The organism is Catenuloplanes indicus (assembly GCF_030813715.1).
GTDB classification, from domain to species: Bacteria; Actinomycetota; Actinomycetes; order Mycobacteriales; family Micromonosporaceae; genus Catenuloplanes; species Catenuloplanes indicus.
In genome coordinates, this window is the sequence record NZ_JAUSUZ010000001.1 from 6,912,179 (window position 1) to 6,937,795 (window position 25,617).

The 25,617-nt window shown below is 71.5% G+C and carries 28 protein-coding genes; 16 read left to right on the plus strand and 12 right to left on the minus strand.

Translation table 11 applies throughout. The annotated features are described in order from the left end of the window. Positions 1-71: 71 nt before the first annotated feature. Positions 72-1,451, plus strand: a complete 1,380-nt coding sequence (locus tag J2S42_RS31385) for an SLC13 family permease (RefSeq protein WP_307244941.1) — start codon at positions 72-74, stop codon at positions 1,449-1,451. Between the two features lie 16 nt (positions 1,452-1,467). Here J2S42_RS31385 and J2S42_RS31390 read toward each other — a convergent pair whose 3' ends face one another. After that, positions 1,468-1,947: a hypothetical protein gene (locus tag J2S42_RS31390; RefSeq protein WP_307244942.1), complete on the minus strand. Its 480-nt coding sequence runs from the start codon at positions 1,945-1,947 to the stop codon at positions 1,468-1,470. 166 nt (positions 1,948-2,113) lie between these two features. On the opposite strand from J2S42_RS31390, the gene J2S42_RS31395 reads away from it, so the two are divergent. Continuing rightward, entirely contained in the window at positions 2,114-3,013 is a 900-nt protein-coding gene (locus J2S42_RS31395) for an SPFH domain-containing protein (RefSeq protein ID WP_307244944.1), read from the plus strand. A gap of 127 nt (positions 3,014-3,140) precedes the next feature. Beyond that, positions 3,141-4,007: a hypothetical protein gene (locus J2S42_RS31400; RefSeq protein ID WP_307244946.1), complete on the plus strand. Its 867-nt coding sequence runs from the start codon at positions 3,141-3,143 to the stop codon at positions 4,005-4,007. An 18-nt stretch (positions 4,008-4,025) separates the two neighbouring features. On the opposite strand, the gene J2S42_RS31405 is transcribed toward J2S42_RS31400, so the two are convergent. The 5 genes from J2S42_RS31405 to pdhA form a co-directional block, all read right to left on the minus strand. Further along, positions 4,026-4,829 carry a carbohydrate ABC transporter permease gene (locus J2S42_RS31405; RefSeq protein WP_307244949.1) on the minus strand — a complete coding sequence of 268 codons (804 nt, stop codon included), beginning with the start codon at positions 4,827-4,829 and terminating at the stop codon, positions 4,026-4,028. After that, positions 4,826-5,674, minus strand: coding sequence for a carbohydrate ABC transporter permease (locus J2S42_RS31410; protein ID WP_307244951.1), 849 nt, complete (start codon positions 5,672-5,674; stop codon positions 4,826-4,828). Before J2S42_RS31410 ends, J2S42_RS31405 begins: the two co-directional genes overlap by 4 nt. Next, on the minus strand, positions 5,671-6,948 hold the full coding sequence (locus tag J2S42_RS31415) for an ABC transporter substrate-binding protein (protein WP_307244953.1): 1,278 nt from the start codon (positions 6,946-6,948) through the stop codon (positions 5,671-5,673). The genes J2S42_RS31410 and J2S42_RS31415 overlap by 4 nt, the downstream gene beginning before the upstream one ends. A gap of 155 nt (positions 6,949-7,103) precedes the next feature. Continuing rightward, positions 7,104-7,469 (minus strand): VOC family protein, encoded by a 366-nt coding sequence (locus tag J2S42_RS31420; RefSeq protein ID WP_307244955.1) that lies wholly within the window; start codon positions 7,467-7,469, stop codon positions 7,104-7,106. A 55-nt stretch (positions 7,470-7,524) separates the two neighbouring features. Beyond that, positions 7,525-8,619, minus strand: a complete 1,095-nt coding sequence (gene pdhA, locus J2S42_RS31425; protein WP_307244957.1) for a pyruvate dehydrogenase (acetyl-transferring) E1 component subunit alpha — start codon at positions 8,617-8,619, stop codon at positions 7,525-7,527. A 164-nt stretch (positions 8,620-8,783) separates the two neighbouring features. Here pdhA and J2S42_RS31430 point away from each other — a divergent pair, with 164 nt between their 5' ends. The 3 genes from J2S42_RS31430 (at position 8,784) to J2S42_RS31440 (ending at position 12,467) form a co-directional block, all read left to right on the plus strand. Beyond that, a complete protein-coding gene (locus tag J2S42_RS31430; protein ID WP_307244959.1) occupies positions 8,784-9,317 on the plus strand; it encodes a YflT domain-containing protein in 534 nt (177 codons plus the stop codon). 91 nt (positions 9,318-9,408) lie between these two features. Beyond that, positions 9,409-10,611 carry a hypothetical protein gene (locus tag J2S42_RS31435; RefSeq protein ID WP_307244960.1) on the plus strand — a complete coding sequence of 401 codons (1,203 nt, stop codon included), beginning with the start codon at positions 9,409-9,411 and terminating at the stop codon, positions 10,609-10,611. A gap of 680 nt (positions 10,612-11,291) precedes the next feature. After that, positions 11,292-12,467, plus strand: a complete 1,176-nt coding sequence (locus J2S42_RS31440; protein WP_307244962.1) for an LCP family protein — start codon at positions 11,292-11,294, stop codon at positions 12,465-12,467. On the opposite strand, the gene J2S42_RS31445 is transcribed toward J2S42_RS31440, so the two are convergent. Both J2S42_RS31445 and J2S42_RS31450 read right to left on the minus strand, forming a co-directional pair. Beyond that, positions 12,464-12,982, minus strand: a complete 519-nt coding sequence (locus J2S42_RS31445) for an RICIN domain-containing protein (RefSeq protein WP_307244964.1) — start codon at positions 12,980-12,982, stop codon at positions 12,464-12,466. The genes J2S42_RS31440 and J2S42_RS31445 overlap by 4 nt on opposite strands. Before the next feature lie 84 nt (positions 12,983-13,066). Next, positions 13,067-13,501 carry an Lrp/AsnC family transcriptional regulator gene (locus J2S42_RS31450; RefSeq protein ID WP_307244966.1) on the minus strand — a complete coding sequence of 145 codons (435 nt, stop codon included), beginning with the start codon at positions 13,499-13,501 and terminating at the stop codon, positions 13,067-13,069. A 110-nt stretch (positions 13,502-13,611) separates the two neighbouring features. Here J2S42_RS31450 and J2S42_RS31455 point away from each other — a divergent pair, with 110 nt between their 5' ends. From J2S42_RS31455 to J2S42_RS31465, 3 genes are read left to right on the plus strand one after another with little or no spacing between them, the layout of a single operon-like run. After that, positions 13,612-14,412, plus strand: coding sequence for a tryptophan 2,3-dioxygenase (locus J2S42_RS31455; protein WP_307244968.1), 801 nt, complete (start codon positions 13,612-13,614; stop codon positions 14,410-14,412). Positions 14,413-14,442: 30 nt separating this feature from the next. Then, positions 14,443-15,708 (plus strand): kynureninase, encoded by a 1,266-nt coding sequence (gene kynU, locus J2S42_RS31460; protein ID WP_307244970.1) that lies wholly within the window; start codon positions 14,443-14,445, stop codon positions 15,706-15,708. After that, positions 15,708-16,433, plus strand: a complete 726-nt coding sequence (locus J2S42_RS31465; RefSeq protein WP_307244972.1) for an alpha/beta hydrolase family protein — start codon at positions 15,708-15,710, stop codon at positions 16,431-16,433. The genes kynU and J2S42_RS31465 overlap by 1 nt, the downstream gene beginning before the upstream one ends. Positions 16,434-16,437: 4 nt before the next feature. Here the strand turns inward: J2S42_RS31465 and J2S42_RS31470 are convergent, their stop codons facing one another. After that, positions 16,438-16,734 carry a hypothetical protein gene (locus tag J2S42_RS31470; protein WP_307244975.1) on the minus strand — a complete coding sequence of 99 codons (297 nt, stop codon included), beginning with the start codon at positions 16,732-16,734 and terminating at the stop codon, positions 16,438-16,440. Positions 16,735-16,817: 83 nt separating this feature from the next. Here J2S42_RS31470 and J2S42_RS31475 point away from each other — a divergent pair, with 83 nt between their 5' ends. The 3 genes from J2S42_RS31475 to J2S42_RS31485 are packed head-to-tail and all read left to right on the plus strand — an operon-like array spanning position 16,818 to position 20,385. After that, positions 16,818-17,981, plus strand: a complete 1,164-nt coding sequence (locus J2S42_RS31475) for a 4-hydroxybenzoate 3-monooxygenase (RefSeq protein WP_307244977.1) — start codon at positions 16,818-16,820, stop codon at positions 17,979-17,981. 17 nt (positions 17,982-17,998) lie between these two features. Beyond that, the gene (locus J2S42_RS31480) at positions 17,999-19,099 is read left to right on the plus strand and encodes a M20 family metallopeptidase (protein WP_307244978.1); all 1,101 of its coding nucleotides are present in this window, start codon (positions 17,999-18,001) and stop codon (positions 19,097-19,099) included. A gap of 53 nt (positions 19,100-19,152) precedes the next feature. Beyond that, a complete protein-coding gene (locus J2S42_RS31485) occupies positions 19,153-20,385 on the plus strand; it encodes a GGDEF domain-containing protein (protein ID WP_307244980.1) in 1,233 nt (410 codons plus the stop codon). A 51-nt stretch (positions 20,386-20,436) separates the two neighbouring features. On the opposite strand, the gene J2S42_RS31490 is transcribed toward J2S42_RS31485, so the two are convergent. Continuing rightward, a complete protein-coding gene (locus tag J2S42_RS31490; RefSeq protein ID WP_307244981.1) occupies positions 20,437-21,291 on the minus strand; it encodes an SDR family oxidoreductase in 855 nt (284 codons plus the stop codon). A gap of 122 nt (positions 21,292-21,413) precedes the next feature. Between J2S42_RS31490 and J2S42_RS31495 the strand changes: the two genes are divergently transcribed. The 4 genes from J2S42_RS31495 to J2S42_RS31510 all read left to right on the plus strand — a co-directional run bounded on the left by J2S42_RS31495 (position 21,414) and on the right by J2S42_RS31510 (position 24,018). Beyond that, a complete protein-coding gene (locus J2S42_RS31495) occupies positions 21,414-21,758 on the plus strand; it encodes a winged helix-turn-helix transcriptional regulator (RefSeq protein WP_307244983.1) in 345 nt (114 codons plus the stop codon). A 9-nt stretch (positions 21,759-21,767) separates the two neighbouring features. Then, positions 21,768-22,649: an LLM class F420-dependent oxidoreductase gene (locus J2S42_RS31500; RefSeq protein WP_307244985.1), complete on the plus strand. Its 882-nt coding sequence runs from the start codon at positions 21,768-21,770 to the stop codon at positions 22,647-22,649. Positions 22,650-22,773: 124 nt separating this feature from the next. Beyond that, the gene (locus tag J2S42_RS31505; protein ID WP_307244987.1) at positions 22,774-23,172 is read left to right on the plus strand and encodes a YchJ family protein; all 399 of its coding nucleotides are present in this window, start codon (positions 22,774-22,776) and stop codon (positions 23,170-23,172) included. A gap of 66 nt (positions 23,173-23,238) precedes the next feature. Continuing rightward, positions 23,239-24,018, plus strand: coding sequence for a hypothetical protein (locus J2S42_RS31510; RefSeq protein ID WP_307244989.1), 780 nt, complete (start codon positions 23,239-23,241; stop codon positions 24,016-24,018). On the opposite strand, the gene J2S42_RS31515 is transcribed toward J2S42_RS31510, so the two are convergent. Both J2S42_RS31515 and J2S42_RS31520 read right to left on the minus strand, forming a co-directional pair. Continuing rightward, a complete protein-coding gene (locus J2S42_RS31515) occupies positions 24,015-24,275 on the minus strand; it encodes a helix-turn-helix domain-containing protein (RefSeq protein WP_307244991.1) in 261 nt (86 codons plus the stop codon). The genes J2S42_RS31510 and J2S42_RS31515 overlap by 4 nt on opposite strands. A 118-nt stretch (positions 24,276-24,393) precedes the next feature. Further along, a complete protein-coding gene (locus J2S42_RS31520; protein WP_307244992.1) occupies positions 24,394-25,494 on the minus strand; it encodes a lytic polysaccharide monooxygenase auxiliary activity family 9 protein in 1,101 nt (366 codons plus the stop codon). Positions 25,495-25,617: the final 123 nt, after the last annotated feature.

Below are 25,617 nucleotides of genomic sequence, written 5' to 3' on the forward strand. Positions count from 1 at the left end.
AGCATGAGAGCGCGCCCGGACGGGTAGCTTGACCGGCGGCGAAGATCCGGTACGGCACATGGGCGGGCGTCATGGAGACTGTGGTGGCGCTGCTGATCCTGGCGGCCGTTCTCGCGTTCGCGGTGCTCCGCCCGCGCGGCCTGCCCGAGGCGGCCGCGGCCGTGCCCGCCGCGCTGCTGGTCGTGCTCACCGGCCTGACCGGCGCGCGGGAGGCGTGGGACGAGGTGGTTGGCCTCGGGCCGACCGTGGCGTTCCTGGCCGCCGTGCTGGTGCTGTCCGCGCTCGCCGACGAGGCCGGCGTCTTCACCTGGGCCGGCCGGATCGCCACCGCCCGCGGCGCCGGCTCACCGCGTCGTCTTCTCGGCATCGTCTTCGTGCTCGCGTCGCTGGTCACGGCCGTGCTCAGCCTGGACGCGACGGTGGTGCTGCTGACCCCGGTGGTGCTGCGCGCGGCCCGGGCGATGCGCGCGCCGACCACGCCGCACGTCTACGCCTGCGCCCACCTGGCCAACTCCGCGTCGCTGCTGCTGCCGGTCTCCAACCTGACCAACCTGCTCGCGTTCGCCGCCAGCGGTCTCACCTTCATCGGCTTCGCCGCCCTGATGACGCTGCCCTGGCTCACCGTGATCGCGGCCGAGTACCTGATCTTCCGGCTCTTCTTCCGCCACGACCTGCGCACACCGTCGTCACCGGCCGTGCCGGACGCCACCGGGCCATCCGCGCCGGTTGCCGCGGGGACATCCGTGTCGAGCGCCGCCGGGGCATCCGGGGCGGGCGTTCCGGCCGCGTCCGTGCCGTCACCGGCCACGGTGCCGGGCGGTGGCACGGTCCCGGTCCCGGCGGCGAACCACGGCGTACCCCGGACCGCGCTCGTGGTCCTGGCCGCGACGCTGGCCGGTTTCCCGCTCGGCGAACTGGCCGGGGTGCACCCGGCGTGGGTGGCCGCGCTCGGCGCGCTGGTGCTGGCCGTGCCGCGACTCCGGCGGGCGCCCGCCGCGGAGTCCCGGCGACTGCTCACGGCCGTACACCCGGCGTTTCTGCTGTTCGTGCCCGCGCTCGGCGTGGTGGTGCTGGCCGTGCGGGACTCCGGCTTCGGCACGCTGGTCGCTCACCTGGCGCCGGACCGGGCCACGCTGCCCGGCCTGCTCGCCGCGGCCATGCTCGCCGCGGTGCTGGCCAATCTGCTCAACAACCTGCCGGCCACGCTGATGCTGGTGCCGCTGACCGCCGGCAACCCGGGCCTCACGCTGGCTGTGCTGCTCGGCGTGAACCTCGGGCCGAACCTGACCTACGTCGGCTCGCTCGCCACGCTGCTCTGGCGGCAGGTCCTGCACGCACACGACCACGCGCCCGGCAACCGCCGGTTCACCGCGCTCGGCGCGCTCACCGTGCCGGTCACGCTGGTGACCGGCACGCTCGCGCTGTGGCTGGCGCTCCGCCTGTCCGGCTGACGCCCAGGGCTCTAGCTTAGTTCTCCTTGCCGGTCCACTCGCAGCCGGCGACGCCGCCCGACTCCGCGCCGGCCTTCGCGGTGTCCACCGACGTACCGTCGATGAAGATCTCGCAGGACAGGTCGGCCGTCTCGTCCGAGGACATCGCGATCAGCGTGACGTGGAAGACCTCGTCGTCCGGTACGACCACCTTCTGCCACGGCAGCGTCGCGGTCTTCTCCTCGGTGTTCGTCTCGCCGATCACGTACGACACGTCCGCGATGCTCTCCGCGCCGGTCACCCGGAGCGTGATGCCCTTGTTCGCCGGGACGCCGGTGGCCGAGCCACCCGCGCCGCCGGCCGTGGCGGTCGCCACCGGAGCGGTGCTGGTCCTCGGGGTGGCGGAGGTCTCCGGTGCGGCGGTGGTGGTGCCCGTGCCGGACGAGCCGCAGGCGGCGGTGGCGAGCGCGAGCAGCGCGGCGGCGGCGACGAGGGGGAGACGACGGTTGCGGTTCACGCGAGTCGCTTTCTCTGGAGGGGTCTTCGGGGTTGCCCAAAGCGTGACCGATTCGCCGACTGAATCCACATTTCTACGTATGTGTTCCCGGCCATAGTGTCGGCCGGCCGATTGACCGCTCTCCCTACCCTGCGGGTCAGAACGCTCACACGACGGGAGGAGCTCGATGCGGCGAACGGTGGCGGTCGTCCTGGCGGCAGCGGTGGTCATGCCGGTGCTGGCCGGGTGCAGCACGGTGAGCACGGAGTCGGACCAGGTGGCACTGCACTACGACGCGGGCTCGTTCTCGAGCACCACGTACCAGGAGTGCGTGACCGAGAACAACCGCACCTGGGACGGTCCCGGGGAGAAGTACTACAAGTACCCGGCCGGCCAGCGGAACTTCGACTTCATGGGCGGCGACGACGCGGAGAGCAACCCGTTCACCGTCGTCTCCAAGGACAATCAGGAGCTCACCGTCTCCGGCGGACTCACCTTCCACCTGGACACGTCGTGCGACCCGGACGGCGGCATGCTGCGCGAGTTCCACGAGGAGATCGGCCTCAAGTTCCAGCCGACGATGGACGACGACGGCCAGACCACGGACAAGTGGCTGGAGCTGCTGAGGTTCTACATCGGACAGCCGCTGAACAAGGCGCTGGCCACCGAGGCGCAGAAGTACGACTGGCTCGCGCTCTACAACGACCCGGCCACCCGCGCGCAGTTCGAGACCGCGATCAACGCGAATCTCGGGAACGCGGTGATGGCAACCACCGGTGGCAAGGCATACTTCACCCAGTTCAACCTCACGCTGCAGAAACCGGCGCCGCGCAAGGAGCTGGTCGACGGGCTGGCCGCGGTCCAGGTGGCGATCACCGAACGGCAGGCGATCAAGGAGCAGAACGCGACCGTCGACGAGAAGCTCAAGCAGATCGAGAAGCTGGTCGAGGTGCTCGGCCCGGACGGTTACGTGCTCTACGACGCGATGCAGCGCTGTCTCACCGGCGAGGCGCCCAAGGGCTGCCCGCAGTTCCTGGCGCTGCCGCAGGGTGGCAGCGTCGACGTCCCCGCGCCGGCGGCCGACTGACCGCGTTTCCCTTGAGCCGGGCCCGCCGGCGCCGATACTGCTGACGCGCCGCTCACGGACGAGCGGCGGGGCGAGCCCGGGGATCCACGGGCTCGCCCGTTCACGTCCACGCACGGAGGCGAGACCCATGGCAGGGCGGTGGAGATCCAGGCTGGCCACGGCCGCACTGGCGGTGGTCGCCGCCGCCGTCCCGGTGGTCACGCCGAAGCTGACCAGCGTGGCCACGCCGCAGTCCGCGGCCGGTGCCCGGTCCATGTGGCTGTGGAGCCGGGCCGAGGCGGCCGAGGTCGTACCGTGGGCCGCCGCGCGTGGCGTCCGCGAGATCTTCGCGTACGTGGAGACGGACGTGGCCCGGACCCCGCAGCTGGCCCGTCTGAAGGAGATCAGGAAGCGGGCCGGCGCGGTCGGCATCAAGCTCGTCGCGCTGAACGGCGACCCGGCCTGGATCGCCGACCCGGCCCAGGCCGTCGCCTGGCGCAAGGCGGTCACCGCCACCGGCCTCTTCGCCGGCCTGCACGTCGACGTCGAGCCGCACGTGCTCCCCGGCTGGGCGGCGCACCGCGCCACGCTCGGCGCCCGCTATCTGTCCATGCTGGACAAGCTCCGCGCCGGTGCCACCCTGCCGATCGAGGCGGACGTGGCGTTCTGGTACGGCGAGGTGACCGTCACCGGCGGCCACAACCTGGCGGCCGAGACGCTCAAGCGCGTCGACGCGGTCACCGTGATGAGCTACCGCGACACCGCCACCGGCCCCAACTCGATGTACGAGATCAGCCGCGACTGGCTCACCCGCGGCACGAAGGCGGGCAAGAAGGTCCGCCTCGGCGCGGAGACCGCGGTGCTGACCGACTGCGCACACTGCAGTTTCGCGGAGGAGGGCGCGACCGTGCTGGGCACCGAGCTGTCCACCCTGGACCGCGCCGCATCCCGCGACAGGTCCTACAACGGCATCTCCGTCCAGCACTACTCCACCTGGCGAAACCTCCGCAGCTGACCGCCCACGGGGGTCGCGTCAGCCCTTCACCGCTCCCGCCGTGATCCCCGCGACGAACCAGCGCTGCAGGAACGCGTACAGCAGCACCATCGGCACCGATGCGATCACCACGCCGGTGAACAGCAGCGGATAGTCGGTCAGGTACTCGCCGGAGAAGTCGAGCAGCGCCAACGGCAGCGTGCGCTTCGCCGGGTCGTCGATGAACAGCAGCGGGTACAGCAGGTCGTTCCAGTGCATGACCAGCAGGAAGATCGCGGTCGCGGCCAGCGACGGCAGGGACAGCGGCACCGCGACCCGGCGGTACGCGGCCCACGGCCCGGCGCCGTCCAGCGCTGCGGCCTCGAACAGCTCGCGCGGCAGCGTGCGCATGAAGCCGGACAGGATGAACACCGCGACCGGCAGCGTCACCACCACGTTGATCAGCATCAGGCCGAGCAGGCTGTCGCGCAGGCCGAGCCGGTCGAACTGCACGTACTGCGGGATCATCATGGCCTGTGCCGGAACCGCGAGACCGGCGGCGAACACGCCGAACAGGATCCGGGACGGCCACCGGGGGAGCCGGGCGACCGCGTAACCGACCAGGCTGGCCAGCGCGAGCGTGGCCGGCACCGAGACGATCACCACGAGCGCGCTGTTGCCGAAGACGCGCAGCAGCCCGGCGTCGCCCAGGATGACGCGATAGTTGCCGAGCGTCGGGGCCGTCGGCGGGCCGAACGGCGACGCGAACAGATCCGGCGTGGTCTTGAGAGAACCGAAGAGCACCACCATCAGCGGTACGACGATCAGCAGTGCGTAGACCGCGAGGAGCGCGCGCCTGGTCATCGTCCGGCTCCGATCCGGGCGGCCCGGTTCTGCAGCCAGGTGACGACGCCGATCGCGAGCATGAACACGACGGACTCGGCGGCGGCGTACCCGAGCTGACTGTTGGTGAACGTGGTGTAGATCCGGGTGGACAGGATGTCCAGCGAGGACCGCGGCGGGTTGCCGGCCAGGCCGAGGATCAGGTCGAACGCCTTGAACGACTGGATCGTCGTGTACGCCACGACCAGCGCGGTCGCCGGGGCCAGCATCGGCCAGGTGACGAACCGGAACCGCTGCCAGCGCCCGGCGCCGTCGACGTGCGCGGCCTCGTGGAGCTCGGCCGGGATCTGGTGCAGGCCGGCGATGAACAGCACCATCATCTGCCCGGCGTGGAACCAGATCTGTGCCACCGCGACCCAGAGGATCGCGGTGTCCTCGTCGCCGAGGAACCTGCCCGGGACGCCGAGCGAGTGCAGCAGCCCCAGGTTCGGGTCGTAGACGAAGCGCCAGACGAACGCGACCGAGATCGAGGAGAGCACGGTCGGCAGGAAGAACAGCGCGCGCAGTACGGTCGACCCGCGGGTACGGGCGGCGAGCAGCACGGCCAGCCCGAGGGCCAGCACGGTCTGCCCGCTCACCACGGCCAGCAGGAAGGTCAGGTTGTTCCGCAAAGCGTTCGCGAACTGGTCGTCGTTCGTGACGATCCGCGCGAAATTGCCCGCACCGACCTGGTTGTAGGACGGGCTGAACCCGTCCCAGTCGGTGATCGCGTACTGCAGGCCCTGTGCCGCCGGCAGCACGAAGAAGGCCAGGTAGAGCGCGAGTGCCGGGATCGGGAACAGGTAGAGACCCCAGTGTCGCCTCACCGCTTCTGGTCCACCACCCGCTGCGCGGCCTCGGCCGCCTCCTCCGGCTTCGTGCCGCCGACGACCTTCACGGCCGCCTCCTCCACGGCCGTACGGACGTCCAGGTCGTTGAACTGGAACCGCGGCGCGAGCAGCGTCCTCCGGGTGAGCCAGGGCGCGAACGCCCTGAGGTCCGGGTTCGTGTACTCGACGCCCGCGACCGTCACGTGCTGGGACGTCCCGTTCGCGTAGACCGCGGCCACGGCCGGGTCGGAGAGGTGCCGCAGCCAGGCGAGCGCGGCCGCCTTCCGCGACGAGTTCGCGTTCACGCCGAGGATGAACGTGGCGTTGAAGACGCCCTCGTAGCGCGGGTTGGCGACCGTGATCGGCGCGTACAGCCCGAGCGGGAACCGCGCGCCGAGCTTGCGGACCGGGCCGGCCGCGTAGGAGCCGGTGGCCAGGAACGCGGCCTTGCCGGTGGCGAACAGCTGCATCGCGGCCTCGTTCGCGGTGCCGGTCGCGCCGCCCTGGAAGTACGGCTTGAGCTGCTCGTACTGCCGTAGCGTGGTGAGGAACCAGTCGTCGGTGACCTTCAGCGTGCCGGCTTCGACCTGGGCGAACGCGTCGTCGGCCGGCGCGTTGTTCAGCACCATCGAGTTGATCAGCTGGCCGCCGTTGCCGCTGTCGCCGCCCGGCCAGGCGATCGGCGTGACGCCCTTGGCCTTCAGCCCGTCCAGCACGCCGAGGAAGCCGTCCCAGGTCCGCGGCAGCTCCGCGTACCCGTGCCGGGCCAGCAGGTCCTGGTTCGTCACCGGCATGTTGAAGACCAGCTGGTACGGCAGGCCGAGCTGCCGGCCGCCCTGTGCCCCGGCCGTGATCAGTGCCGGTTCGTACGCGCCGATCAGTGACTGCCCGGTCAGGTCGGACCAGACGCCGGCGGACGCGATGTTCGTGAACTGCGCGCCGCGGAACGCGGTGAACGCGTCGCCCACGCCACCGCCGCGGATCTTGGTCAGCGCCGTGCTCTGGTAGTCCGCGGACGCGGATATGTCCTGCCGGACCGTGACCTTCGGGTTCTTCTGCACGAAGCTCGCGATCACCTGGTCGAAGACGTCCTTGTCCTCGGCACGCCAGTGCGCGAACGACAGCTCGCCCTCGACCGGGCCGTCGAAGCCGCCGCTGGTGACCGGCGCGGCCTCGCCGCCGGGGCCGGCGCAGGCCGCGAGCGCGGCGGCGCCACCGGCGAGACCGGCGGCCCGGAGCAGGCTGCGGCGGGAGAAGACAGGCTGGGACATGGTTGTGCGCCTCCGTGCGGTGGACATCGTGCGCCGAAACTTCCCACATTTCCTACCGGCTTGCAAGGTTTTTGCCTTGAGAAGGTGTGTTCACGTGCACGGCAACACCATCACGACCGCGACGGTACGCGCCGACCGTCCAAGATCGACAGAGGTCAGGCGGTGTCCACCACGCAGAAGCGGTTGCCCTCGGTGTCCGCGAGCACCGCGAAGTCCGGCTCGCCCGGGCGCCGGTCCCAGCCGACGAACGCGCCGCCGATCGTGACCAGCCGGGTGATCTCCGCGGCCTGCTCGGCCGGGCCGTCGGTGAACAGATCCAGGTGCACGCGCGGCCGCTCCTCGGCCGTCGACGAGTTCAGCGTGAGCACCAGCGGCGTGCCCGGCCCGTCCTCCGGCACCAGCACCACCCAGTCCGCGCGCTCCTCCGCCTCGCTGATCAGATAGCCGAGCGCCCCGGCCCAGAAGCGGACCGCCCGGGGCAGGTCGGAGACGCCGAGCACGATCGCACCAATCCGAAGCATGATCGGGATCGTTCCAGTCCCGCCCGGACAAGTCCTGCTCAGCGTCGTGTTTCGGTCAGCCCTCGAACGATGTGGTGTACGCCTCGTGCCGTGCGCGCTGCGCCTCCACGAGCGGTGACCCGTGCGCGTACACGTGGTCGAAGATCGCCGACGGGACCGGCGCCGGCAGGTGCAGCACGCGCTCGCGCACCTCCACCGCGAGCCGCTGGACCTCGTCCTCGATCTTCAGGAACAGGTCGTCGTCCGCGATCCCCGCGCGGCGCAGGAACGCGGCCAGCCGGGTGATCGGGTCGCGCGCCGCCCACGCCCGCTCCTCCGCGCTCGCCCGGTACCGGGTCGGGTCGTCCGAGGTGGTGTGCGCGCCCATCCGGTACGTGTACGCCTCGATCAGCATCGGGCCCTCGCCGCGCCTCGCCCGGTCCAGCGCGTACCGCGTCACCGCGTAGCTGGCCAGCACGTCGTTGCCGTCCACCCGTACGCCCGGGAAGCCGAAGCCGGCCGCGCGCCGGTAGAGCGGCGCCCGGGACTGCCGCGCCGGGGGCACGCTGATCGCGTACTGGTTGTTCTGGCAGAAGAAGACGACCGGGGCCTGGTGTACGCCGGCCCAGACGAACGCCTCGTTGACATCACCCTGCGAGGTTGCACCGTCACCGAAGTAGACGATCGCGGCCTCGCCGTCGTCGCCGAGCTTCCCGTCCAGCGTGATGCCCATCGCGTACCCGGTGGCGTGCAGCGTCTGGGCGCCGACGACCAGCGTGTACATCTGCGTCCGGTGCACCGCCGGGTCCCAGGCACCCTGATCGAGGCCGCGGAACAGGGAGAACGGGAGCAGCGGGTCCAGGCCGCGGGCGTGGAGCACGCCGTGCTCCCGGTAGCTCGGGAACATCATGTCCTGCGGCCGCAGCGCCCGTCCGGAACCGACCTGCGCCGCCTCCTGCCCGGCCAGGCTCGCCCACAGCGCCATCTCACCCTGCCGTTGCAGCGCCACGCCCTCGGCGTCCAGCCGCCGCGCCACGACCATGTCCCGGTAGAGGTTCAGTAACTCCTCGTCGCTCAGCTCGACGGAATACTCCACGCCGTCCTGGCCGGCCGACCGCGCGATCCGTTCGCCGTCCGGCGTCAAGAGCTGTACGAAGTCCGGTTGCTCCATGCTGATTCCCTCCGCTGGGAGGATCATCCTCCGCTGGATGTCTGAGGCGCCACAGATCGTCGCACCGGTGACCGTGCACACAACGAATTCACATGCCTGCGGATGCCGAACCGTGTCCTCCGGCGGGTACTCCGGTCGAGAAGACCGAACACCAGGAGGCGACCATGTCCGATACCGACCCCGGCAGACCGATTCCGCCCGGCCCGGCCGGTGCCGTGCCCGCACCGGCCGGCCCCGACACCGGCACCACCGTCACGGTGGCGAGCTTCCCCGACTACCCGTCCGCGCAGCGCGCGGTCGACTACCTCTCCGACAACCAGTTCCCGGTGGAACGGACCGCGATCATCGGCACCGACCTGCGCCTGGTGGAGAACGTACTCGGCCGGCTCACCGTCGGCCGCGCCGCACTCGCCGGCCTGGCCAGCGGCGCCTACTTCGGCTTCTTCATCGGCCTGCTGCTCGGCCTGTTCACCACCGGCTCCTGGCTCGGCATCATGCTCTCCGCCGTGCTGATCGGCGCGCTCTGGGGCGCGGTGTTCGGCGCGCTCGCGCACGCGCTCACCGGCGGACGCCGCGACTTCACCTCGCGCAGCTCGCTCCAGGCCGGTCAGTACGCGGTGACCGCCACGCCGGACGTCGCCGAGCAGGCCCGCCAGCTTCTCGTCCGCCTCAACTGGCAGGCCAGCGGCGCGTCCTGAATCACTCATGGTCGATTCCGTGGTTCGGCGCCACCCGATGGGTATGTCGGTGCGGGGAGCTGACATGCGAGGGAGGGGTACGGGCCACGGAATGACCAAGGACCAACACCACGAGGACGAGAAGAAACGGCGCGTCTGGTCGAAGATCGACCTGGTGAAGCTCGCGGCCGGCACGCTCGCCGCGATCTCCTCCGCCGTGTGCGCGTCCTGGCTGGGCGTCACCGGCACGATCGTCGGCGCCGCGCTGGCCAGCGTGATCGCCACGGTCGGCCAGGAACTCTACGCACACTCGCTCAAACACACCTACCAAAGACTTCGCGGGGTACGCCTGGAGCAGGCGCTCGCGGTCGTCGGCGCCACCTCGCGCCTGGCGGTCCCGGCCGGTGTCACCGCACCCGCACCGCGCGCGAGCGGCGACACCGCCCTCCCGGCCGACGCGCCCGGCACCCGGCCCGGCGAACGTCTCGCCCCGGACCACCCGGTCCCGGCCCGCACGGCCGCCGGGAACACGGACACCGCCTCCGGCGCCGGTCCGGCCGCGAACTCCGATGCGGCGCCCGGCGCCACCGCGGCTGCCGCTACCGGTTCGGCTTCCGGTTCGGGTTCGACTGCTGAGTCCGGTTCGTCCGCTGGGTCCGGATCCGCTGCCGGGCTCGGTGCGGCTGCCGGGGCCGCTGCGGCTTTCGCGTCCGGCGCGGCTTTCGGGGCCAGTGCGGCTTTCGGGGCCAGTGGGGCTTTCGGGGCCGGTGCGGCCTTCGCGTCCGGCGCGGACGGCGGCGGACGGGACTCCGCCGAACGCGACGACGAGGCACCGGCCCGGTCCCGGTTCACGGACCGGCCGGACCGGGACGACGACCGCGCCGGCCGCCGCGCGCACTGGGTGCGGCTCGGCCTGGCCACGGTCGCGATGTTCGTTTTCGCCATGCTCGCGATCACCGCGTTCGAGCTGATCGCCGGCAACTCCCTGGCCGGCCTCTTCGGCGACGGCTCGGCCGGTGCCACCACGGTGCCGTTCCTGCCCGGCGACGGCGACCCGGCCCCGGTCTACACTCCGGAGCCGCCCGTCCCCACCGTGCCGGCCGATCCGGCCACCACGGCCACCGCGCCCGCCGAGGTCCCGCAGACCACGGCCCCGGCGGACACCCCGGCCACGGCCGACCCGGCACCGACCTCCGGCACCGGCCCGCAGCCCGACCCGGCCACCGACCCGGTCACCCCGCCGGACACCGGCGGTACCGGCGACACCCCGGCCGGCGACACTCCGGCCGGGGAGGCCCCGGCCGCCGAGGGCTGATCCCGGCACACCACCCCGATCAGGGCGTCCCACCACGGGACGCCCTGATCGTCGTGCGTACGCCGGTCATCCGGCCTCGGCGGCCGGTCACCAGGTCAGGTCGGGAACCGTGGTGGTGACCGTGGCGTAGCGGCCGGAGCGGATGGCGCGGCCGAGCTCGACCAGCGCGCCGGCCACCGGCGGCGGGGTGCCACCGCCGATCAGATGGGCGCGGTAGCCGTCGTCCGGCGCGTCCGGAGCAGGTCCGCCAGCTGCGCCCGCTGGTCCGCGGTGAGCGCGGCAGCAGGCCGGACTCGCCCCGGTTCTCCGCGGCCGCATGCCGTTCGAACGCCGCCGCACCCGCCTCGGTCAGTCGGACGTGCACGCGACGCCGGCCGGCCGGCTCCGTGCTTCGGATGATCAAACCGGCTCCCTCCAGCGGGCGCGGCCGGGTGGAGAGGGCGCCCCGGGTGAGACCGGGCACTTCCACGCTCGTCGCAGCGTCAGCAGCACCGTGAACTTCCCCCTGCCGCAGCCCACCGGCGTCCAGCGCGTCCCGGCGGCCGCCGGCCAGCGGTGACCTGATGCTGACGGATCGTCACAACTGAACCCCTGGCCGCTGCGGTGCGTGATCGACGGTGATGACCGCCGCAGCGGTCCGGCGGGAGCGCCGCCGGCCGCCCGAACGATCAGGGGTGCGTGTGAGGCGTCGGAGCAGGAGGCAGCGCGGCTGGGGACGGCGGCGCGGCTGGGGTGGGCGGCGTACCCCGTGGGGCAAGATCCTCGCCGCCACGGCCGCGACCGCGCTGGTGCTGGGCGGCGGTGCGGTCGTCGGCGGCCGGATGCTGCTGACCGCCGCCACCGGCACCGTGACCCGCCAGGATCTGCTCGGCGACGCCGGCAAGGAGCGCGAGCGCGTCGACGTCGACGGCGCGAAGAACATCCTGCTGGTCGGCCTGGACACCCGTCCGGGCCAGGGCGGCGGGGAGCTGACCCGGTCCGATTCGATCATCGTGTTGCACATCCCGGCCACGCACGACCACGCCTACTTGGTGTCGCTGCCGCGGGACACGCTGGTGGAGATCCCGGAGTACGACAACGGCGCGGTGCCGTTCGCCGGTGGCCTTAACAAGATCAATGCGGCGTTCGCGTTCGGCAGTCAGGGGCTGACCGGCGCGGACGCGCTGTCCGGCGGATTCGAGCTGCTGGCCATGACGGTGCGGGACACCACCGGCATCACGCCGGACGCGGGCGCGATCATCGACTTCGACGGCTTCACCGAGGTGGTGGAGGCGCTCGGTGAGGTCTGCATGTACGTGGACGGCGAGGTCACCTCGATCCACGTCGGCACGAACGACCGCACCGGCGAACCGGCCCCACCGTTCATCGTGAACCCGGACGGCACGATCCGCAGCCGGGTGCCGGGCGTGACGCCGAACGTGTACGAGAAGGGCGACCGCTGCTTCACGCCGGACGAGGCGCTGGACTTCGTCCGGCAGCGCGACCTGCTGGAGACGAACGACTTCGACTACGGCCGGCAGCGGCACCAGCAGCAGTTCATGAAGGCGGTGCTGAGCGGCGTGCTGGAGGGCGAGGCGACCGAGTTGCCGTCCCTGCTGGCCGCCGTCGGCAGGACCATGACGGTTGACGACGGCGGCATTCCGCTGGAGGACTGGATCTTCGCGATGCGCGGGATCCGTTCCGGCGCGCTGACCACGCTCCGGGTGAACGACGGCGAATTCAACACCGAGACGATCGACGGGGTGGGCAGCGCGGAGATTCTCGACGAGACGTCGGTGGAAATGTTCGACGCGATGGCCGAGGACCGGATGAAAGAGTTTCTCACCGAGAATCCGGACGTCGTGAATAGCGATTAGGGGGCGGTGTACCACTGCTGGTTGAGATTGTCCGTACCGTTCCAGTCGTCCCAGAGCTGCACCTCGGTGCCGTTCTGGAACAGCACGTTGCGGTCCGCGTCCAGCCCGCGCCCGGTCGCCACGCTGCGGATCATGGTGTTGCCGTTCTCCATCGGTTCCATCCGCCACTCCTGCTGTTCGGTGCCGGAGCAGTCCCAGAGCCGCACGCGGGTGCCGGTCATGCCGGCGGTCTGGGTGTCCGCGTCCAGGCAGCGCCCGCTCGCCTTGTTGCGGATGGTGTCGCCGTCCGCGTACCAGAGCTGGTTCTCGCCGGTGTGGCAGTCCCACAACTGCAGCCGCGTGCCGTTCTTGACGATCATGCCCTTGTCCGCGTCCATGCACTTGTCGTTGTACACGTTCCGGATCTGGAAGTAGGCGGTGTCATCCGCGTACGCGGGTGAGGAGAGCGCGAGAGAGAGCCCGGCGAGCGAGACGGATGCGGCGATGAGAAGGGTAGAATTCGCAATTCTCGTCATGCCGGAAAGGCTACCGGCGATGGTGCGCACACAATTGCCGTATCGACGAACAAGTCTATGATGGACGCGCTAAACGGGGCAATTTCAGGAGCGGGTCAGCGGCCGCCACTCCAGCGGCGTGGAGAGGATCATCGTGCTGGACGGCGGCCCGTACCGCCCGAGCCGGTCGATCACCCGCTCGAACGCGACCATCGACGCGGCCGCGACGCGCAGCATGCAGCACGTGTCCCCGGTGACGCGGTGGATCTGCAGGATCTCCGGCCAGGTCGCCACGTCCGGGTCGCGCAGCACGCAGAGCGAGCCGTAGCAGGACATCCGGATCAGCGCGAGCACGCTGCGCCCGGCCCGTGCCGGGTCGATGTGCGCGTGGTAGCCGCTGATCACGCCGGACTCCTCGAGCCGCCGTACCCGCTCGGCCACGGCCGGTGCGGACAGGTGCACCCGCCGGGACAGCTCGGAGTAGGACAGCCGCGCGTCCGCCTGCAGCTCGCCGAGGATCGCCCAGTCCATGTCGTCCATGCACACTTTCCGTTCGGGAGGTCAAACCCAAGATCACGTCACGAACTCAAGGTAGACCGGCCCGAGACCCAGCGACAAGACATTCCGGAAAGGCGAAGCGCGGGGGAATCATGGACCGCGTGATCGAAACCCTGACCGCGGCCCAGCGTGACGCCAAAGCCACCGCGAACGCGGGCGAGCCGACGACCGCGTTCGCCGGCCGCGTCCCGTACGACACCTACGTGCATGCCACCACGCTGCACTCGTTGCAGCGCACGCTCAGCGGCGAGCCGGGCGAGATGTCGTTCCTGATGGTCAGCCAGATCATGGAGCTGTACTTCGGCCTCACCCGGTTCGAGCTGGCCGGTGCGCGCGAGCTGATCCGGCGGGACGACGCCTGGGGCGCACTCGCCCCGCTGCGCCGCGCCACGCTGGACCTGGAGGGCCTGAACGCGGCGTGGAAGGCGCTGAGCTGGATGACGCCGTCCGACTTCAACCGGTTCCGCGATCTGCTCGGCGAGGGTTCCGGCTTCCAGTCGGCCGCGTACCGGAAGCTGGAGTTCCTGCTCGGCCTCAAGAGCGAGTCGCTGATCCGGCCGTTCCGGCGCTCCGAGGCGTACCCCCGGCTGGCCGCGGCCCTGGCGGAGCCGAGCCTGTGGGACGAGGCGATGGCGTTGACCGGCCGGCACGGCAAGGGCTGGGTCGAGATCTACGCGGACGACGGCCCGCACAACCACCTGCGTATGCTCGGCGAGGCGCTGACCGGGGTGGCGGTCGCGTTCGGCGAGTGGCGGCACCAGCACCTGCTCGCGGTGCGGCGCACGATGGGCGCGAAATCCGGCTCCGGCGGCTCGGCCGGCATCGCCTGGCTGGAGCGCTCCGCGGCCCGCGTCGTCTTCCCCGAGCTGTGGGACGCCCGCACCCACATGTGACCCGGCACCCGGCAGGAGAGAAGAGATTCGATGAGCCTGGACGAGACCGGCGCGCGCCGCCGGGACGCCGAGGATCCTGGCCACCGGCCCATGTTCCTGGTCCCGCCCGCGTCCGGCGGCCGGTACCCGGAGTCGGCCTACCTGGTCGGCAACTCGCTCGGCCTGCAGCCGCGCGCGGCCCGCGACGCGCTGGCCGTGCACCTGGACGACTGGGCCACGCTCGGCGTCGAGGGCTTCTGGGAGGCGCGTGAGCCCTGGCTGACGCTGCCGCAGCGGCTGGCCGTGCCGTCCGCGCGGATCGTCGGCGCGCACCCGGAGGAGACGGTGGTGATGAACTCGCTCACCGTCAACCTGCACCTGCTGATGATCTCGTTCTACCGCCCGGCCGGTGCCCGGACCCGGATCGTGATCGAGGACGCCGCGTTCCCGTCGGACGGTTACGCGGTGCGCAGCCAGGCCGCGCTGCACGGTCTGGACCCGGACACCACCGTGGTACGCCTGCGCCCGCGCCCCGGCGAGGACGTGCTGCGCACCGAGGACGTCACCGCGTTCCTCCGCGACGAGGGCGACACCGTCGCGCTGCTACTGCTAGGCGGCGTCAACTACCTGACCGGCGAGCTGGCCGACATTCCGGCGCTGACCGAGGCCGGGCGCGCGGCCGGTGCGATCGTCGGCTGGGACCTGGCGCACGCGGCCGGCAGCGTGGAACTGCGGCTGCACGACTGGGGTGCCGACTTCGCGGCCTGGTGCAACTACAAGTACCTCAACTCCGGTCCGGGCGCGCCCGGCAGCGCGTTCGTGCACGCCCGGCACCTCGGCGACCCGGCGATCCGGCGGCTGGACGGCTGGTGGGGCAACGACGAGCGCACCCGGTTCGAGATGGCGCCGGTCAGCCGTCCACCGGCGAGCGCGGACGCGTGGCAGCTCTCCACGCCGCAGACGCTCGCGCTCGCGCCGATGACCAGCGCGCTCGCGCTGTTCGACGAGGTCGGCATGCCCGCGCTGCGGGCCCGCAGCCTCCGCCTGACCGGCTACCTGATGGACGCGCTGGACTCGGTCACGCCCGGCCGCCCGCTGGAGGTGATCACGCCCCGGGCCGCGGAGCGCCGCGGTGGTCAGGTCTCCGTGCGCGTCGCCGGGCAGGGCGCCGGTGAGCTGGCCAAACGCCTCAGGTTCGAGCACGGCGTGCTGGTCGACTCGCGGGAACCGGACGTGATCCGGCTGGCCCCGGCTGCGCTCTACTCCAGCTACCACGACTGCTGGCGTGCCGCGGTCGCGCTGGCCGCGCTCACCTGATGCCGGGCGAGGACGAGTCGGTGCTGTCCCGGCCCGCGCCGGAGCCGGACCGTACGGTCGCCTACGGCGACGACCAGGACCAGATCGCGGGGGTACGCCTCGGCGACGCGACCCGGCCGCTGCTGGTGATCCTGCACGGCGGCTTCTGGCGCCCCCGGTTCGACCGCACGCACACCGGCCCGATGGCCGAGGCGCTGCGCTCGGCCGGCTGGACCACGGCCGCGGTCGAGTACCGCCGGATTCCCGGCGACCCGGCCGCGACCACGTCCGACGTGCGGGCCGCGCTGGACGCGCTGCCGTCGCTGGTAACCGCGCACGACGGCCGCATGATCGTGATCGGTCACTCGGCCGGTGGTCACCTCGCGCTGCACGCGGCCGCACATGATCACTCGCTGTGGACGGTCGCGCTCTCCCCGGTCGCGGATCTGCGCCGGGCCGAGCGGCTGGGGCTCGGCGGCGGCGCGGTGCGCGCGTTCCTCGGCGCGCACGAGGGCGCGGCGCTCGATCCGATGCGGCTGCCACCCGTACCCGCGGAACGGGTGGTGCTCCTGCACGGCCGCCGGGACGAGACGGTGCCGGCCGAGATCTCCGCGGCGTACGCGGCACGCGGCGGCGGCGAGCTGATCGCGCCCGCGGACGCGCACCACTACTCGTTCATCGACCCGGACGACCCGCACTGGCCGCTGCTGACGGACACGCTCTCCGGCCTGAGCCGGAGAGCGTGACCCCTCACGCGCGGGTGCCGGAGACCTTCGACGTGCCGAACGCGCCGAGCTTGACGTCGCCGGACAGCTCGTCGCCGCTGGCGGTCACGTTGAACGCCAGCCTCACCGGGATCGGCTTGGTCAGGTCGAGCGTGAACGTGGCGTTGTCGCCGGACGCGGTGCCGTCCTGGATCGGGGCGGTCTCGCCGCCCTGCTTGGCGGTGCCGGTGAGCACGTCACCGTCCGTGGCCAGGTCGAGAATCGCCGTCTGCTTGCCCATCGGCGTGCTGATCTCTACGTTCCAGGTTCCCGAGATGCTCATGTTCGCGAGGCTACCCTACTGGTGGGTAGGTAAAAAGCGTTCACCTGTTTTCCGGTGACCGGAAGAGCGATAGCGTGCGATCCATGCGGACACAGGTCGGGATCATCGGCGCCGGCCCGGCCGGCCTGCTCCTGTCGCACCTGCTGCACCTCGAGGGCGTCGACTCCGTGGTCCTGGAGCTGCGCGACCGGGCGTACGTGGAGGCCCGCGTCCGGGCCGGCGTGCTGGAGCAGCCCACGGTCGACCTGCTGCGCGAGGCCGGCGTGGGGGAGCGGATGGACGCGCAGGGGCTGCCGCACGACGGCATCTCGCTGCGCTTCGACGGCGCGGACCACCGCATCGACTTCGCGGCGCTGACCGGGCGGCGGATCACCGTCTACGGCCAGCAGGAGGTGGTCAAGGACCTGATCGCGCGACGCCTCGCGGACGGCGGCGACCTGCGCTTCGGCGTGTCGGACGTGGCGGTGGACCCGCGCGGGACGATCACCTATGCCGACGCGGCCGGCGCGCGCCGGACGCTGGACTGCGACGTGATCGCCGGGTGCGACGGCTTCCACGGCATCACCCGCGACGCGATCCCGGCCGGTGCGCTGGCCGTGCACCAGCACACGTACCCGTTCGCCTGGCTCGGCGTGCTCGCCGAGGCGCCGCCGTCGCACCACGAGCTGATCTACACGTACCATCCGCGCGGTTTCGCGCTGCACAGCATGCGTTCGCCGCGCATCACCCGGCTCTACCTCCAGGTGCCGCCGGAGGAGCGGATCGAGGACTGGTCCGACCGGCGGATCTGGGACGAGCTGCACACCCGGCTCGCCGCGGACGGGTTCACGCTGGCCGAGGGGCCGATCCTGGAGAAGAGCGTGACCGGCATGCGCAGCTTCGTGGCCGCGCCGATGCGCCACGAGCGGCTGTTCCTGGCCGGCGACGCCGCGCACATCGTGCCGCCGACCGGCGCGAAGGGGATGAACCTGGCGATCGCGGACGTCCGCCGGCTCAGCGTCGCGCTCACCGCGCTGCTGCGGAACAAGGACCCGGAACCCGCCCGGCGGTACGGCGCGGAGTGCCTCAGCCGGGTCTGGCGCGCGCAGCACTTCTCCTGGTGGATGACCTCGATGCTGCATACGTTCCCGGACCACGACCCGTTCCAGCGCGAGCTGCAACTGGCCCAGCTGCGCTACACCGCGACCTCGCAGGCCGCTGCCACCTCGTTGGCCGAGAACTACGTCGGCCTGCCGTACGCGCGCTGATCCGACACAATGGATCGATGCTGGACGAGGCGTGGCTCACCGCGGCCGACGAGTTGTTGCGCATCCCGAGCACCGCGGACCGGCCGGGCGAGCTGGCCCGCGCGCTGGACTGGATGATCGACCGGGCCGGCCCCGGCTTCACGGCCGAGCGGTTCGAGTCGCGCGGCAAGCCCAGCGCGCTGATCTACCGCGGTGACGTGCGGCCCGGCCGGTTCCGGATCATCCTGAACGGCCATCTGGACGTGGTGCCGGCGCCGGACGAGCTGTTCACACCGCGCCGCTCCGGCGACCGGCTCTACGCCCGCGGCGCGCAGGACATGAAGCTCTCCGCGCTCGTCATGACGGACGTTTTCCGCGAACTCGCGCCGGTGCTGCCGTACCCGCTGGGCCTGCAGCTGGTGCTGGACGAGGAGGTCGGCGGCCGGGACGGCACCGGCCACCAGATCGAGGCCGGCGTGACCACGGACTTCGCGGTGATCGGCGAGATGAGCCGGCTGGACATCACGGTCGAGTCCAAGGGACTGATCGACGTCACACTCACCGCGGAGGGGCGGGCCGCGCACGGTGCCTACCCCTGGCTCGGCGACAACGCGCTGCTCACCGTGGTCGGCGCGGTCCGGGCGTTGCTGGACCGCTACCCGGTGCCGGATTCCGAGGTGTGGCGCACGACCATCAACGTTGCGAAGATCGACACGCCGAACATCGCGTTCAACCAGGTCCCCGCGGCCGCGTCGGCCTGGCTGAACCTGCGTTTCCCGCCCACCGACCCGGACTTCACCGGGCGGGGCGTCGCCGAGGTGACGACACACCTGTCCGAGATCGCCGGCCCGGGCGTCGCGGTCGGCGTCGCGCACGTCGACGCGCCGCACCTCGCCCAGCGGGACCATCCGGATGTGACCGCGCTCCGCCGCGCCGCGCGGGCCCAAGGGTACGACGGCGCGTTCCTGCGCCGGCACGGTGCGGGCGACGGCCGGTTCTACTTCCAGGCCGGGATGGCCGCGGTCGCGTTCGGCATCGGCGGCGACGGCCAGCACGGGCCGGACGAACACGCCGATCTGCGCACGATCATGCCGTACCGGGACGCGCTGCGGGAGTTCCTGCTGAGCGTGCGTTCGTAAAGTTCGCACCGCCACGGCCGATGGGACAGGCACGGCGGCCGGGGACGGTGGGGATGAACGGTAAGGCGGGGCACGGCGAAGTCGACGCCGGCTCGCTTCAGCAACGACGCACGGTCGAGCTGGTCTCGCTCGGCGTGCGCGTCTCCGGCGCCGTCGCCCTGCTGGCCGTCTTCGTGCTGATCGCGCCCGGCCCCGAGCTGCACGGCCTCCCGGAGATGACCTGGGTGCTGTCCGCCGTGCTGCTGTTCGCCGTCGGCGGCATGCTGTCGTTGATCGCGCTGCGCTGCCGGGCCGGGCGTGCCTACCGCGCGCTGAGTCTCGCGCAGATCCCGATCGACCTGATCAGCGTGCTGCTGCTGGTCTACGGCACGTCCGGCGACCCGCGCGCGGGCCAGGTCTGGGCGCTGCTGCTGGTGCCGATCCACGGCGCCGCCTACCGTGCCGACCTGCGCGGCGCGTTCGCCAGCGGCGCCGGTGCGATCGCCGGGCTGCTCGGCATCGTCTCGCTCCAGGAACCGGACTGGCTCTCGCCCGGCGACGGGCTCGGCCTTCCGGTCATCATCGGCGTGCTGCTAGCGCTGACGCTGCTCACCGGCCTGCCGGCCAGCAACGCCAACAAGCGCATCCAGGCCATGCGGGACGCCAAGGCCGCGCTCAGCTACCAGGTGCACCACGACGCGCTCACCGGTCTGGCGAACCGCACCCGGCTGCACGACTTCGCCCGGCAGGCGATGGCCGACCGGCGCGAGATGGCCGTGCTGGCGCTCGACCTGGACGGGTTCAAGCAGGTCAACGACACGCTCGGGCACGCGGCCGGCGACGAGCTGCTGAAGGTGGTCGCGGCCCGGCTGCTGGCCCAGGCCCGCGACGACGACATCGTGGCCCGGCTCGGCGGCGACGAGTTCGTGATCGTGCTCTCCGGCGCGGACGCGGGCGTGGCGGCCGAGGTGGCCCGGCGCTGCATGGACGCGGTCGCGCAGCCGATCCAGCTGATGGGCGAGACCGTCTACGTCGGCACCAGCATCGGCTTCGCGACCACGGTCGGCGACGGCATGGTCGGCGTGCCCGGCACCGCGAGCTTCGGCCGGCGCGACTTCGACGGCGTGCTGCGCGCGGCGGACGCGCACATGTACACGGTCAAGGCGAACCGGAAGCAGGATCCGGCCGCCCGCGCGATGCAGGCCCGCGCGTTGCCGGCCGGCCCGTCCGCGGAGTCCGAGGCCGCGCGTCGCGGCCGCCACCGCGCCTCCCCGCCGGCGTACCCGCCCGCGTACCCGCACTCGTGACGCGTGATCGAGGCGTCATCCGTGGCCCGGACGACGCCTCGATCGCGGGCATCAGGCCTTGAGTCCGGCGGCGACCGCGTCGGCCAGCGACGTGGTGGGCCGGCCGCTCAGCCGGGACAGGTCACCCGTGCCGGTGTGCAGCGCGCCGCGCGCGATGTTCGCGTCCACGTCCGCGAAGAGCGCGGCCACCGGGGCCGGCATGCCGAACCCGGCCAGCGTCTTCTCGAACTCCGCCACCGGCAGGTCCCGGTAGACGACCTGGGTGCCGGACTGCGCGGTCACCTCCGCGGCCAGCTCGGCCAGCGTGATCGCGACATCGCCGCCCAGCTCGTACGCGACGCCGGTCGGCCCGTCCGTGGTCAGCACCGCGGCGGCCGCCGCCGCGTAGTCGGCGCGCGAGGCCGCGGAGATCCGGCCCTCGCCGGCCGCGCCGAGGATCGCGCCGTTCTGCAGCGTCTGCGCGAACTGGCCGGTGTAGTTCTCGAAGTACCAGCTGTTCCGCAGGAACACGTACGGCAGCCCGGACTCCCTGATCGCGGACTCCGTCGCCTTGTGGTCCGCGGCCAGGTCCATCCGGGTGGTGTCCGCGTTCACGATGCTGGTGTAGGCGAACAAGCCCACGCCCGCGGCCTTCGCGGCGTCGACGACGGCCCGGTGCTGCGCGACGCGGTTGCCCGGCTCGCTGGAGACCAGCAGCGCCTTCGTCGCGCCGGCGAACGCGGTGGCCAGCGTCTCCGGCCGGTCGTAGTCCGCCTCGCGCACCTGCACGCCGCGCGCGGCCAGGTCCGCGGCCTTCGCCGGCGTGCGCGCGGCCGCGACGATCTCGCCGGCGGGCACGCCGCGCTCCAGCAGGTCCTCCACCACGAGTCGGCCCAGGTGTCCGGTGGCGCCGGTAACGACGATCATGTCTGCTCCCAGATGGTTGTCTCAGTGCTGTATCCGAGGTTGTACTAACTTTTCGAAAGTGCCAACGGATAGTGAGCACTGACACGAAACAGGGTGCCCCGGAACCGGATACCGTAGGCGGCGTGACCGACGTCGACCAGCTCTCCGCCAGCGTCTTCGCGCGCAACTGCACCTCCCGCGGCATCTTGGAGAACGTCGCCGGCAAGTGGGGCGTGCTCGCGCTCGCCGCGCTGCACGACGGCACGTACCGGTTCAACGCGCTGCGCCGCCGGGTCGACGGCGTCAGCGAGAAGATGCTGGCCCAGACGTTGCAGGCGCTGGAGCGCGACGGCCTGGTCCGCCGCGACGTGCAGGCCACCATCCCGCCGCGGGTGGAGTACAGCCTGACCCCGTTCGGCGCGACGGTCGCGGGAAAAGTGGTCGAGCTGGTCGAGCTGATCCAGGCCGAGGTCGATCAGCGGTCATAAGATCATCCAATGACCGTACGATTTGGCGTGTTCGTTCCCCAGGGCTGGCGGATGGATCTCACCGAGATCACCGACCCCGTCGAGCAGTTCGAGGCGATGACCGCGGTCGCGAAGACCGCCGACGCCGGCCCGTGGGACTCGATCTGGGTATACGACCACTTCCATACCACGCCCGAGCCGACCGTGAACACCACGTTCGAAGCCTGGACGATCACGGCCACGCTGGCCCGGGACACCTCGCGGATCAACGTCGGCCAGATGGTCGGCTGCAACGGCTACCGGCACCCGGCGCTCTACGCCAAGATGGCTTCCACCGTGGACGTGGCCAGCCACGGCCGCCTCTACGCCGGCCTCGGCGCCGGCTGGTACGAGCACGAGTGGAAGGCCTACGGCTACGAGTGGCCCGAGCTCAAGGACCGGATGGGCGCGTTCCGCGAGGCCGTCGAGATCGTCACGAAGATGTGGACCGAGGACGCCCCGGTCCTCAACGGCAAGTACTACTCGATCGACAAGCCGATCAACGAGCCCAAGGGCGTCCGCCGCCCCCACCCGTCCTTCTGGATCGGCGGCGGCGGCGAGAACGTGACGCTCAAGCTGGTCGCCAAGTACGCCGACGGCGCCAACTTCGGCAACGGCAACCCCGGCGTGATCCGCGAGAAGCTGGCCATCCTCCGCCGCCACTGCGACACGGTCGGCCGCGATTACGCCACCATCGCCAAGTCCACCTCGGTCAACGTCGACCTCGCCTGGTCCCGGACCGAACTCCAGTCCCGCATCGACGCCGTCCTCGAGGCCGGCGCCGACTACCCCATCCTCTACTTTCCGCGCGTCGCCTACGACCACACCCCACTGCTCAGCTTCGCCGCCGACATCATCCCGCAGTACTCCTGACCCACCGGTCCAGGGCGACCCCGTGGCACCTCGCCCTGGACCACCCGAACCCCTTCCAAGAGCAGATCTTCGGCCGGGAAGATCCGGGTTCGAGGCCGCCGCGGCGGGGCGGGAGAATAGGCGAATGGCGAAACGGAAGCGGCAGGGCGGCGGCGAGGTCTGCCCGTGTGGGAGCGGCGGGGCGTACGACGCGTGCTGCGGGCGGCTGCATCGTGGTGAGGCGGTGGCCGCGACCGCGGAGGAGTTGATGCGCTCGCGCTTCAGCGCGTTCGCCCGCGGGGATGCCGGTTACCTGCTCGAGACGTGGCACCCGAGCACCCGGCCGGGTGATCTGACGCTGGACGACGCGCAGCGCTGGCTGCGGCTGGATCTGGTGGACAGCACCGGCGGCTCGCTGTTCGAGGCGGCCGGTGAGGTGGAGTTCAAGGCGCATTACCGCGCCGGTGGGCGCACCGGGACCGTGCACGAGCGCAGCCGTTTCACGCGTGAGGGCGGGCGCTGGTTCTACGTCGCCGAGACGTGATCGAACGTATCTGTGTTGGAACGTCGTGCCCGGCCTGGCTAGCCTCCCTACAGGGGGTGAACGACCGTGCACGGTGCGATGTTCGGCGTCACGTTCGTGCTGGCGAGCGTGTCCGCGACCGTTTTCCTGCTGCTCCGCTGCGAGGGTAAGGGCAGGCCGTTCGGGCCGAGCGCGCGCCGCTGGGCGTTCGCGGTGATCGGGGTGACCAGCGCGCTCTCCACCGCGACCGCGGGGCTGGCCGTGCTGATCGTCGCGCAGTTACCCACCGCGCTGCTCGGGCTCGGCGTCGCCGCGCCCAGCATGCTGTGGCTCAGCGAGCTCGGCAAACGCACCGCCGACCGGCGGGACCTGCGCCGTGACCTGTCGTCGGTGTGGCTGACCCGGCTGCTCACCCGGTTGCAGGAGGGGATGGCGGACGACCGGCAGAACTGGTGCGAGGCGCGTGTCGACGACGAGTGGTCGACGGACGAGCTGAGCATGGCGGCGCGCTACTACCACGAGTACCTGATGGAACGGCTGACCGTGGAGGAACGCCGCCGCGGCCGCATCCACGCGCAGCTCAACGCGATCCAGTCGCGGCTGGACGTGGTGCATCTGATCGAGGCGAGCGCGAGCCGCGCCAAGGTCGTCGCCGCGATGCAGGGCAGCAGGATCACCAAGGAGCCACGGTACGCCAAAGCGGTCGACGATCTGGGCCGGATGGCCGGTATCCTGCGGCACGACGCGTACCGTGATCTGATCCGGCTTCTGGGTCTGGCCTACAACGCGGGGCACCACAAGATGGCGCCGTACCGGCCACCGATGTTGCTCGGCCCGGCGCCGGCGCCACGCGTGCGCACGGCCTAGGCCAGGGCCTCGTTCATCGGGCGGAGCGTGAACTCGACCTGTGCGCCGAGTGCCTCGATCACCGAGGCCAGCGTCCGGAGCGTGAGGTTCTCGTCGCCGGAGAGGATCTGGCTGACCCGTCCGGGCGATACGCCCATGGCCTGTGCGAGCTCACCGCGGGTCACCTTGTTCTCCCGCATGTACCACGTGACCTCGTCGACGACGGTGCGGCCGAGGTCGCCGCCGGCGGGCTCTGGATCGCGGAACGGGTGTCGCATGACGGCCTCCTCGGGGACTCGTTCCCTGCCTTCGATGTTAGGCAGAACTAAAACCTTTAGGCAAGACTAAACCGGTACGTCAAGAGTGCGCGGCCCGATCGGACCGCGCACTCGGTACTCAGGCGACCGTGGTGCAGCTCAGCAGCGGCGCGGTGTTCGTGCCGGTGGACGAGCCGATGAAGCCGAACGAGGCGCTGCCGTTCGCGGCCAGCGCACCGTTGTAGCCGGCGTTCCGGGCGACCGTGACGCCGTTGCCGAGCGTGGAGATCGTCGCTCCCCAGCTCTGCGTCACCTGCTGCCCGTTCTGCCAGGTCCACGCGACCGACCAGCCGCTGGCCGCGGAGCCGCCGTTGGTGACCCGCACGTCCGCCTGGAAGCCGCCGTTCCACTGGCTCGTCACGGCGTACGTCGCGGTGCACGCGCCACCCGGGTTCGGCGTGCTCGGCCCGGGGCTCGGCGTCGACGGTGGCGTCGGGTTCACGCTCGGGCTCAGCGTGATCGACGGCGTCGGTGCCGGGTTCGAACCGGTCCCGCCGAAGATCACGTCACTGCAGAAGTAGTAGACCTGGTCCGCGTGGCTGGCCTTCCAGATCGTGTAGAGCACGGCCCGGCCGGTGCGCCCCGGCGCGCTGACGTTCACCGTGTAGGTCTTGCCGTTCAGCGCCGGGTCGGACTCGGTCTGCCCGCCGCCGGGCGGGATCACCCCGGTCTGCCCGGCCAGTTGCAGGTCACCCCAGCCGAGCCGCTGGGTGAGCGGGTCGAACCCGGGCTTCGTCACGTAGGTCAGCAGGTAGTCCGCGCCGTGCTGCGCCTGGTCGTGCATGCGCAGCGTGAAGCTGGCCGGCACGGTCTGCGCGATCCAGGCGCCCGGCGTGTCCAGCGCGGAGTAGCGGGTGCCGCCGGTGTTGCCCGCGCTGCACAGCGTGCCGTCCGGGATCGCGGCTTGGTGGTTGCCCTGCACGTTCTCCCGGTAGAGGCCGTTCCAGTTCCACATCGCGGTGGAGTCGGCGTTCCAGGCCTGCCAGCACATCGGGTCCTGGGTGGCCATGGCCGGGTTCTGGAAGTCGCTGCCCCAGCGCTTCCAGCAGCCGTAGTTACGGGACGGCGGGTTGACGGCGGAGCCGTGCGCGGACGCGGGATCGACCAGTCCGGTGGTGAGCAGGAGGGTGGCCGCCGCGGTCGCCAGCAGCAGGCGGCGCAGCGTTCTGAGGTTGGGCATGAGGACTCCAAGCACTCTCGTCGAGGGTGGTTGCCGAAAGTGCCCGAGCGCAGGTCGCGTGGGTGGGCCGGAGCTGGTGAGCGCCGCACGTAATGCGCGCCGGGGCGGGCGCGGTGAGCTGCC

Excerpts from the sequence above, each read along its gene's own strand:
- J2S42_RS31445 (WP_307244964.1), bottom strand. The coding sequence starts at position 12,982 with ATGACGAGAATTGCGAATTCTACCCTTCTCATCGCCGCATCCGTCTCG.
- J2S42_RS31500 (WP_307244985.1), top strand. The coding sequence starts at position 21,768 with ATGACCGTACGATTTGGCGTGTTCGTTCCCCAGGGCTGGCGGATGGAT.
- J2S42_RS31415 (WP_307244953.1), bottom strand. The coding sequence starts at position 6,948 with ATGTCCCAGCCTGTCTTCTCCCGCCGCAGCCTGCTCCGGGCCGCCGGT.
- J2S42_RS31385 (WP_307244941.1), top strand. The coding sequence starts at position 72 with ATGGAGACTGTGGTGGCGCTGCTGATCCTGGCGGCCGTTCTCGCGTTC.
- J2S42_RS31405 (WP_307244949.1), bottom strand. The coding sequence starts at position 4,829 with ATGACCAGGCGCGCGCTCCTCGCGGTCTACGCACTGCTGATCGTCGTA.
- J2S42_RS31490 (WP_307244981.1), bottom strand. The coding sequence starts at position 21,291 with ATGATCGTCGTTACCGGCGCCACCGGACACCTGGGCCGACTCGTGGTG.
- J2S42_RS31395 (WP_307244944.1), top strand. The coding sequence starts at position 2,114 with ATGCGGCGAACGGTGGCGGTCGTCCTGGCGGCAGCGGTGGTCATGCCG.
- J2S42_RS31435 (WP_307244960.1), top strand. The coding sequence starts at position 9,409 with ATGACCAAGGACCAACACCACGAGGACGAGAAGAAACGGCGCGTCTGG.
- kynU (WP_307244970.1), top strand. The coding sequence starts at position 14,443 with ATGAGCCTGGACGAGACCGGCGCGCGCCGCCGGGACGCCGAGGATCCT.
- J2S42_RS31450 (WP_307244966.1), bottom strand. The coding sequence starts at position 13,501 with ATGGACGACATGGACTGGGCGATCCTCGGCGAGCTGCAGGCGGACGCG.
- J2S42_RS31420 (WP_307244955.1), bottom strand. The coding sequence starts at position 7,469 with ATGCTTCGGATTGGTGCGATCGTGCTCGGCGTCTCCGACCTGCCCCGG.
- J2S42_RS31430 (WP_307244959.1), top strand. The coding sequence starts at position 8,784 with ATGTCCGATACCGACCCCGGCAGACCGATTCCGCCCGGCCCGGCCGGT.
- J2S42_RS31485 (WP_307244980.1), top strand. The coding sequence starts at position 19,153 with ATGAACGGTAAGGCGGGGCACGGCGAAGTCGACGCCGGCTCGCTTCAG.
- J2S42_RS31400 (WP_307244946.1), top strand. The coding sequence starts at position 3,141 with ATGGCAGGGCGGTGGAGATCCAGGCTGGCCACGGCCGCACTGGCGGTG.
- J2S42_RS31475 (WP_307244977.1), top strand. The coding sequence starts at position 16,818 with ATGCGGACACAGGTCGGGATCATCGGCGCCGGCCCGGCCGGCCTGCTC.
- J2S42_RS31480 (WP_307244978.1), top strand. The coding sequence starts at position 17,999 with ATGCTGGACGAGGCGTGGCTCACCGCGGCCGACGAGTTGTTGCGCATC.
- J2S42_RS31505 (WP_307244987.1), top strand. The coding sequence starts at position 22,774 with ATGGCGAAACGGAAGCGGCAGGGCGGCGGCGAGGTCTGCCCGTGTGGG.
- J2S42_RS31520 (WP_307244992.1), bottom strand. The coding sequence starts at position 25,494 with ATGCCCAACCTCAGAACGCTGCGCCGCCTGCTGCTGGCGACCGCGGCG.
- J2S42_RS31470 (WP_307244975.1), bottom strand. The coding sequence starts at position 16,734 with ATGAGCATCTCGGGAACCTGGAACGTAGAGATCAGCACGCCGATGGGC.
- J2S42_RS31455 (WP_307244968.1), top strand. The coding sequence starts at position 13,612 with ATGGACCGCGTGATCGAAACCCTGACCGCGGCCCAGCGTGACGCCAAA.
- J2S42_RS31465 (WP_307244972.1), top strand. The coding sequence starts at position 15,708 with ATGCCGGGCGAGGACGAGTCGGTGCTGTCCCGGCCCGCGCCGGAGCCG.
- J2S42_RS31515 (WP_307244991.1), bottom strand. The coding sequence starts at position 24,275 with ATGCGACACCCGTTCCGCGATCCAGAGCCCGCCGGCGGCGACCTCGGC.
- pdhA (WP_307244957.1), bottom strand. The coding sequence starts at position 8,619 with ATGGAGCAACCGGACTTCGTACAGCTCTTGACGCCGGACGGCGAACGG.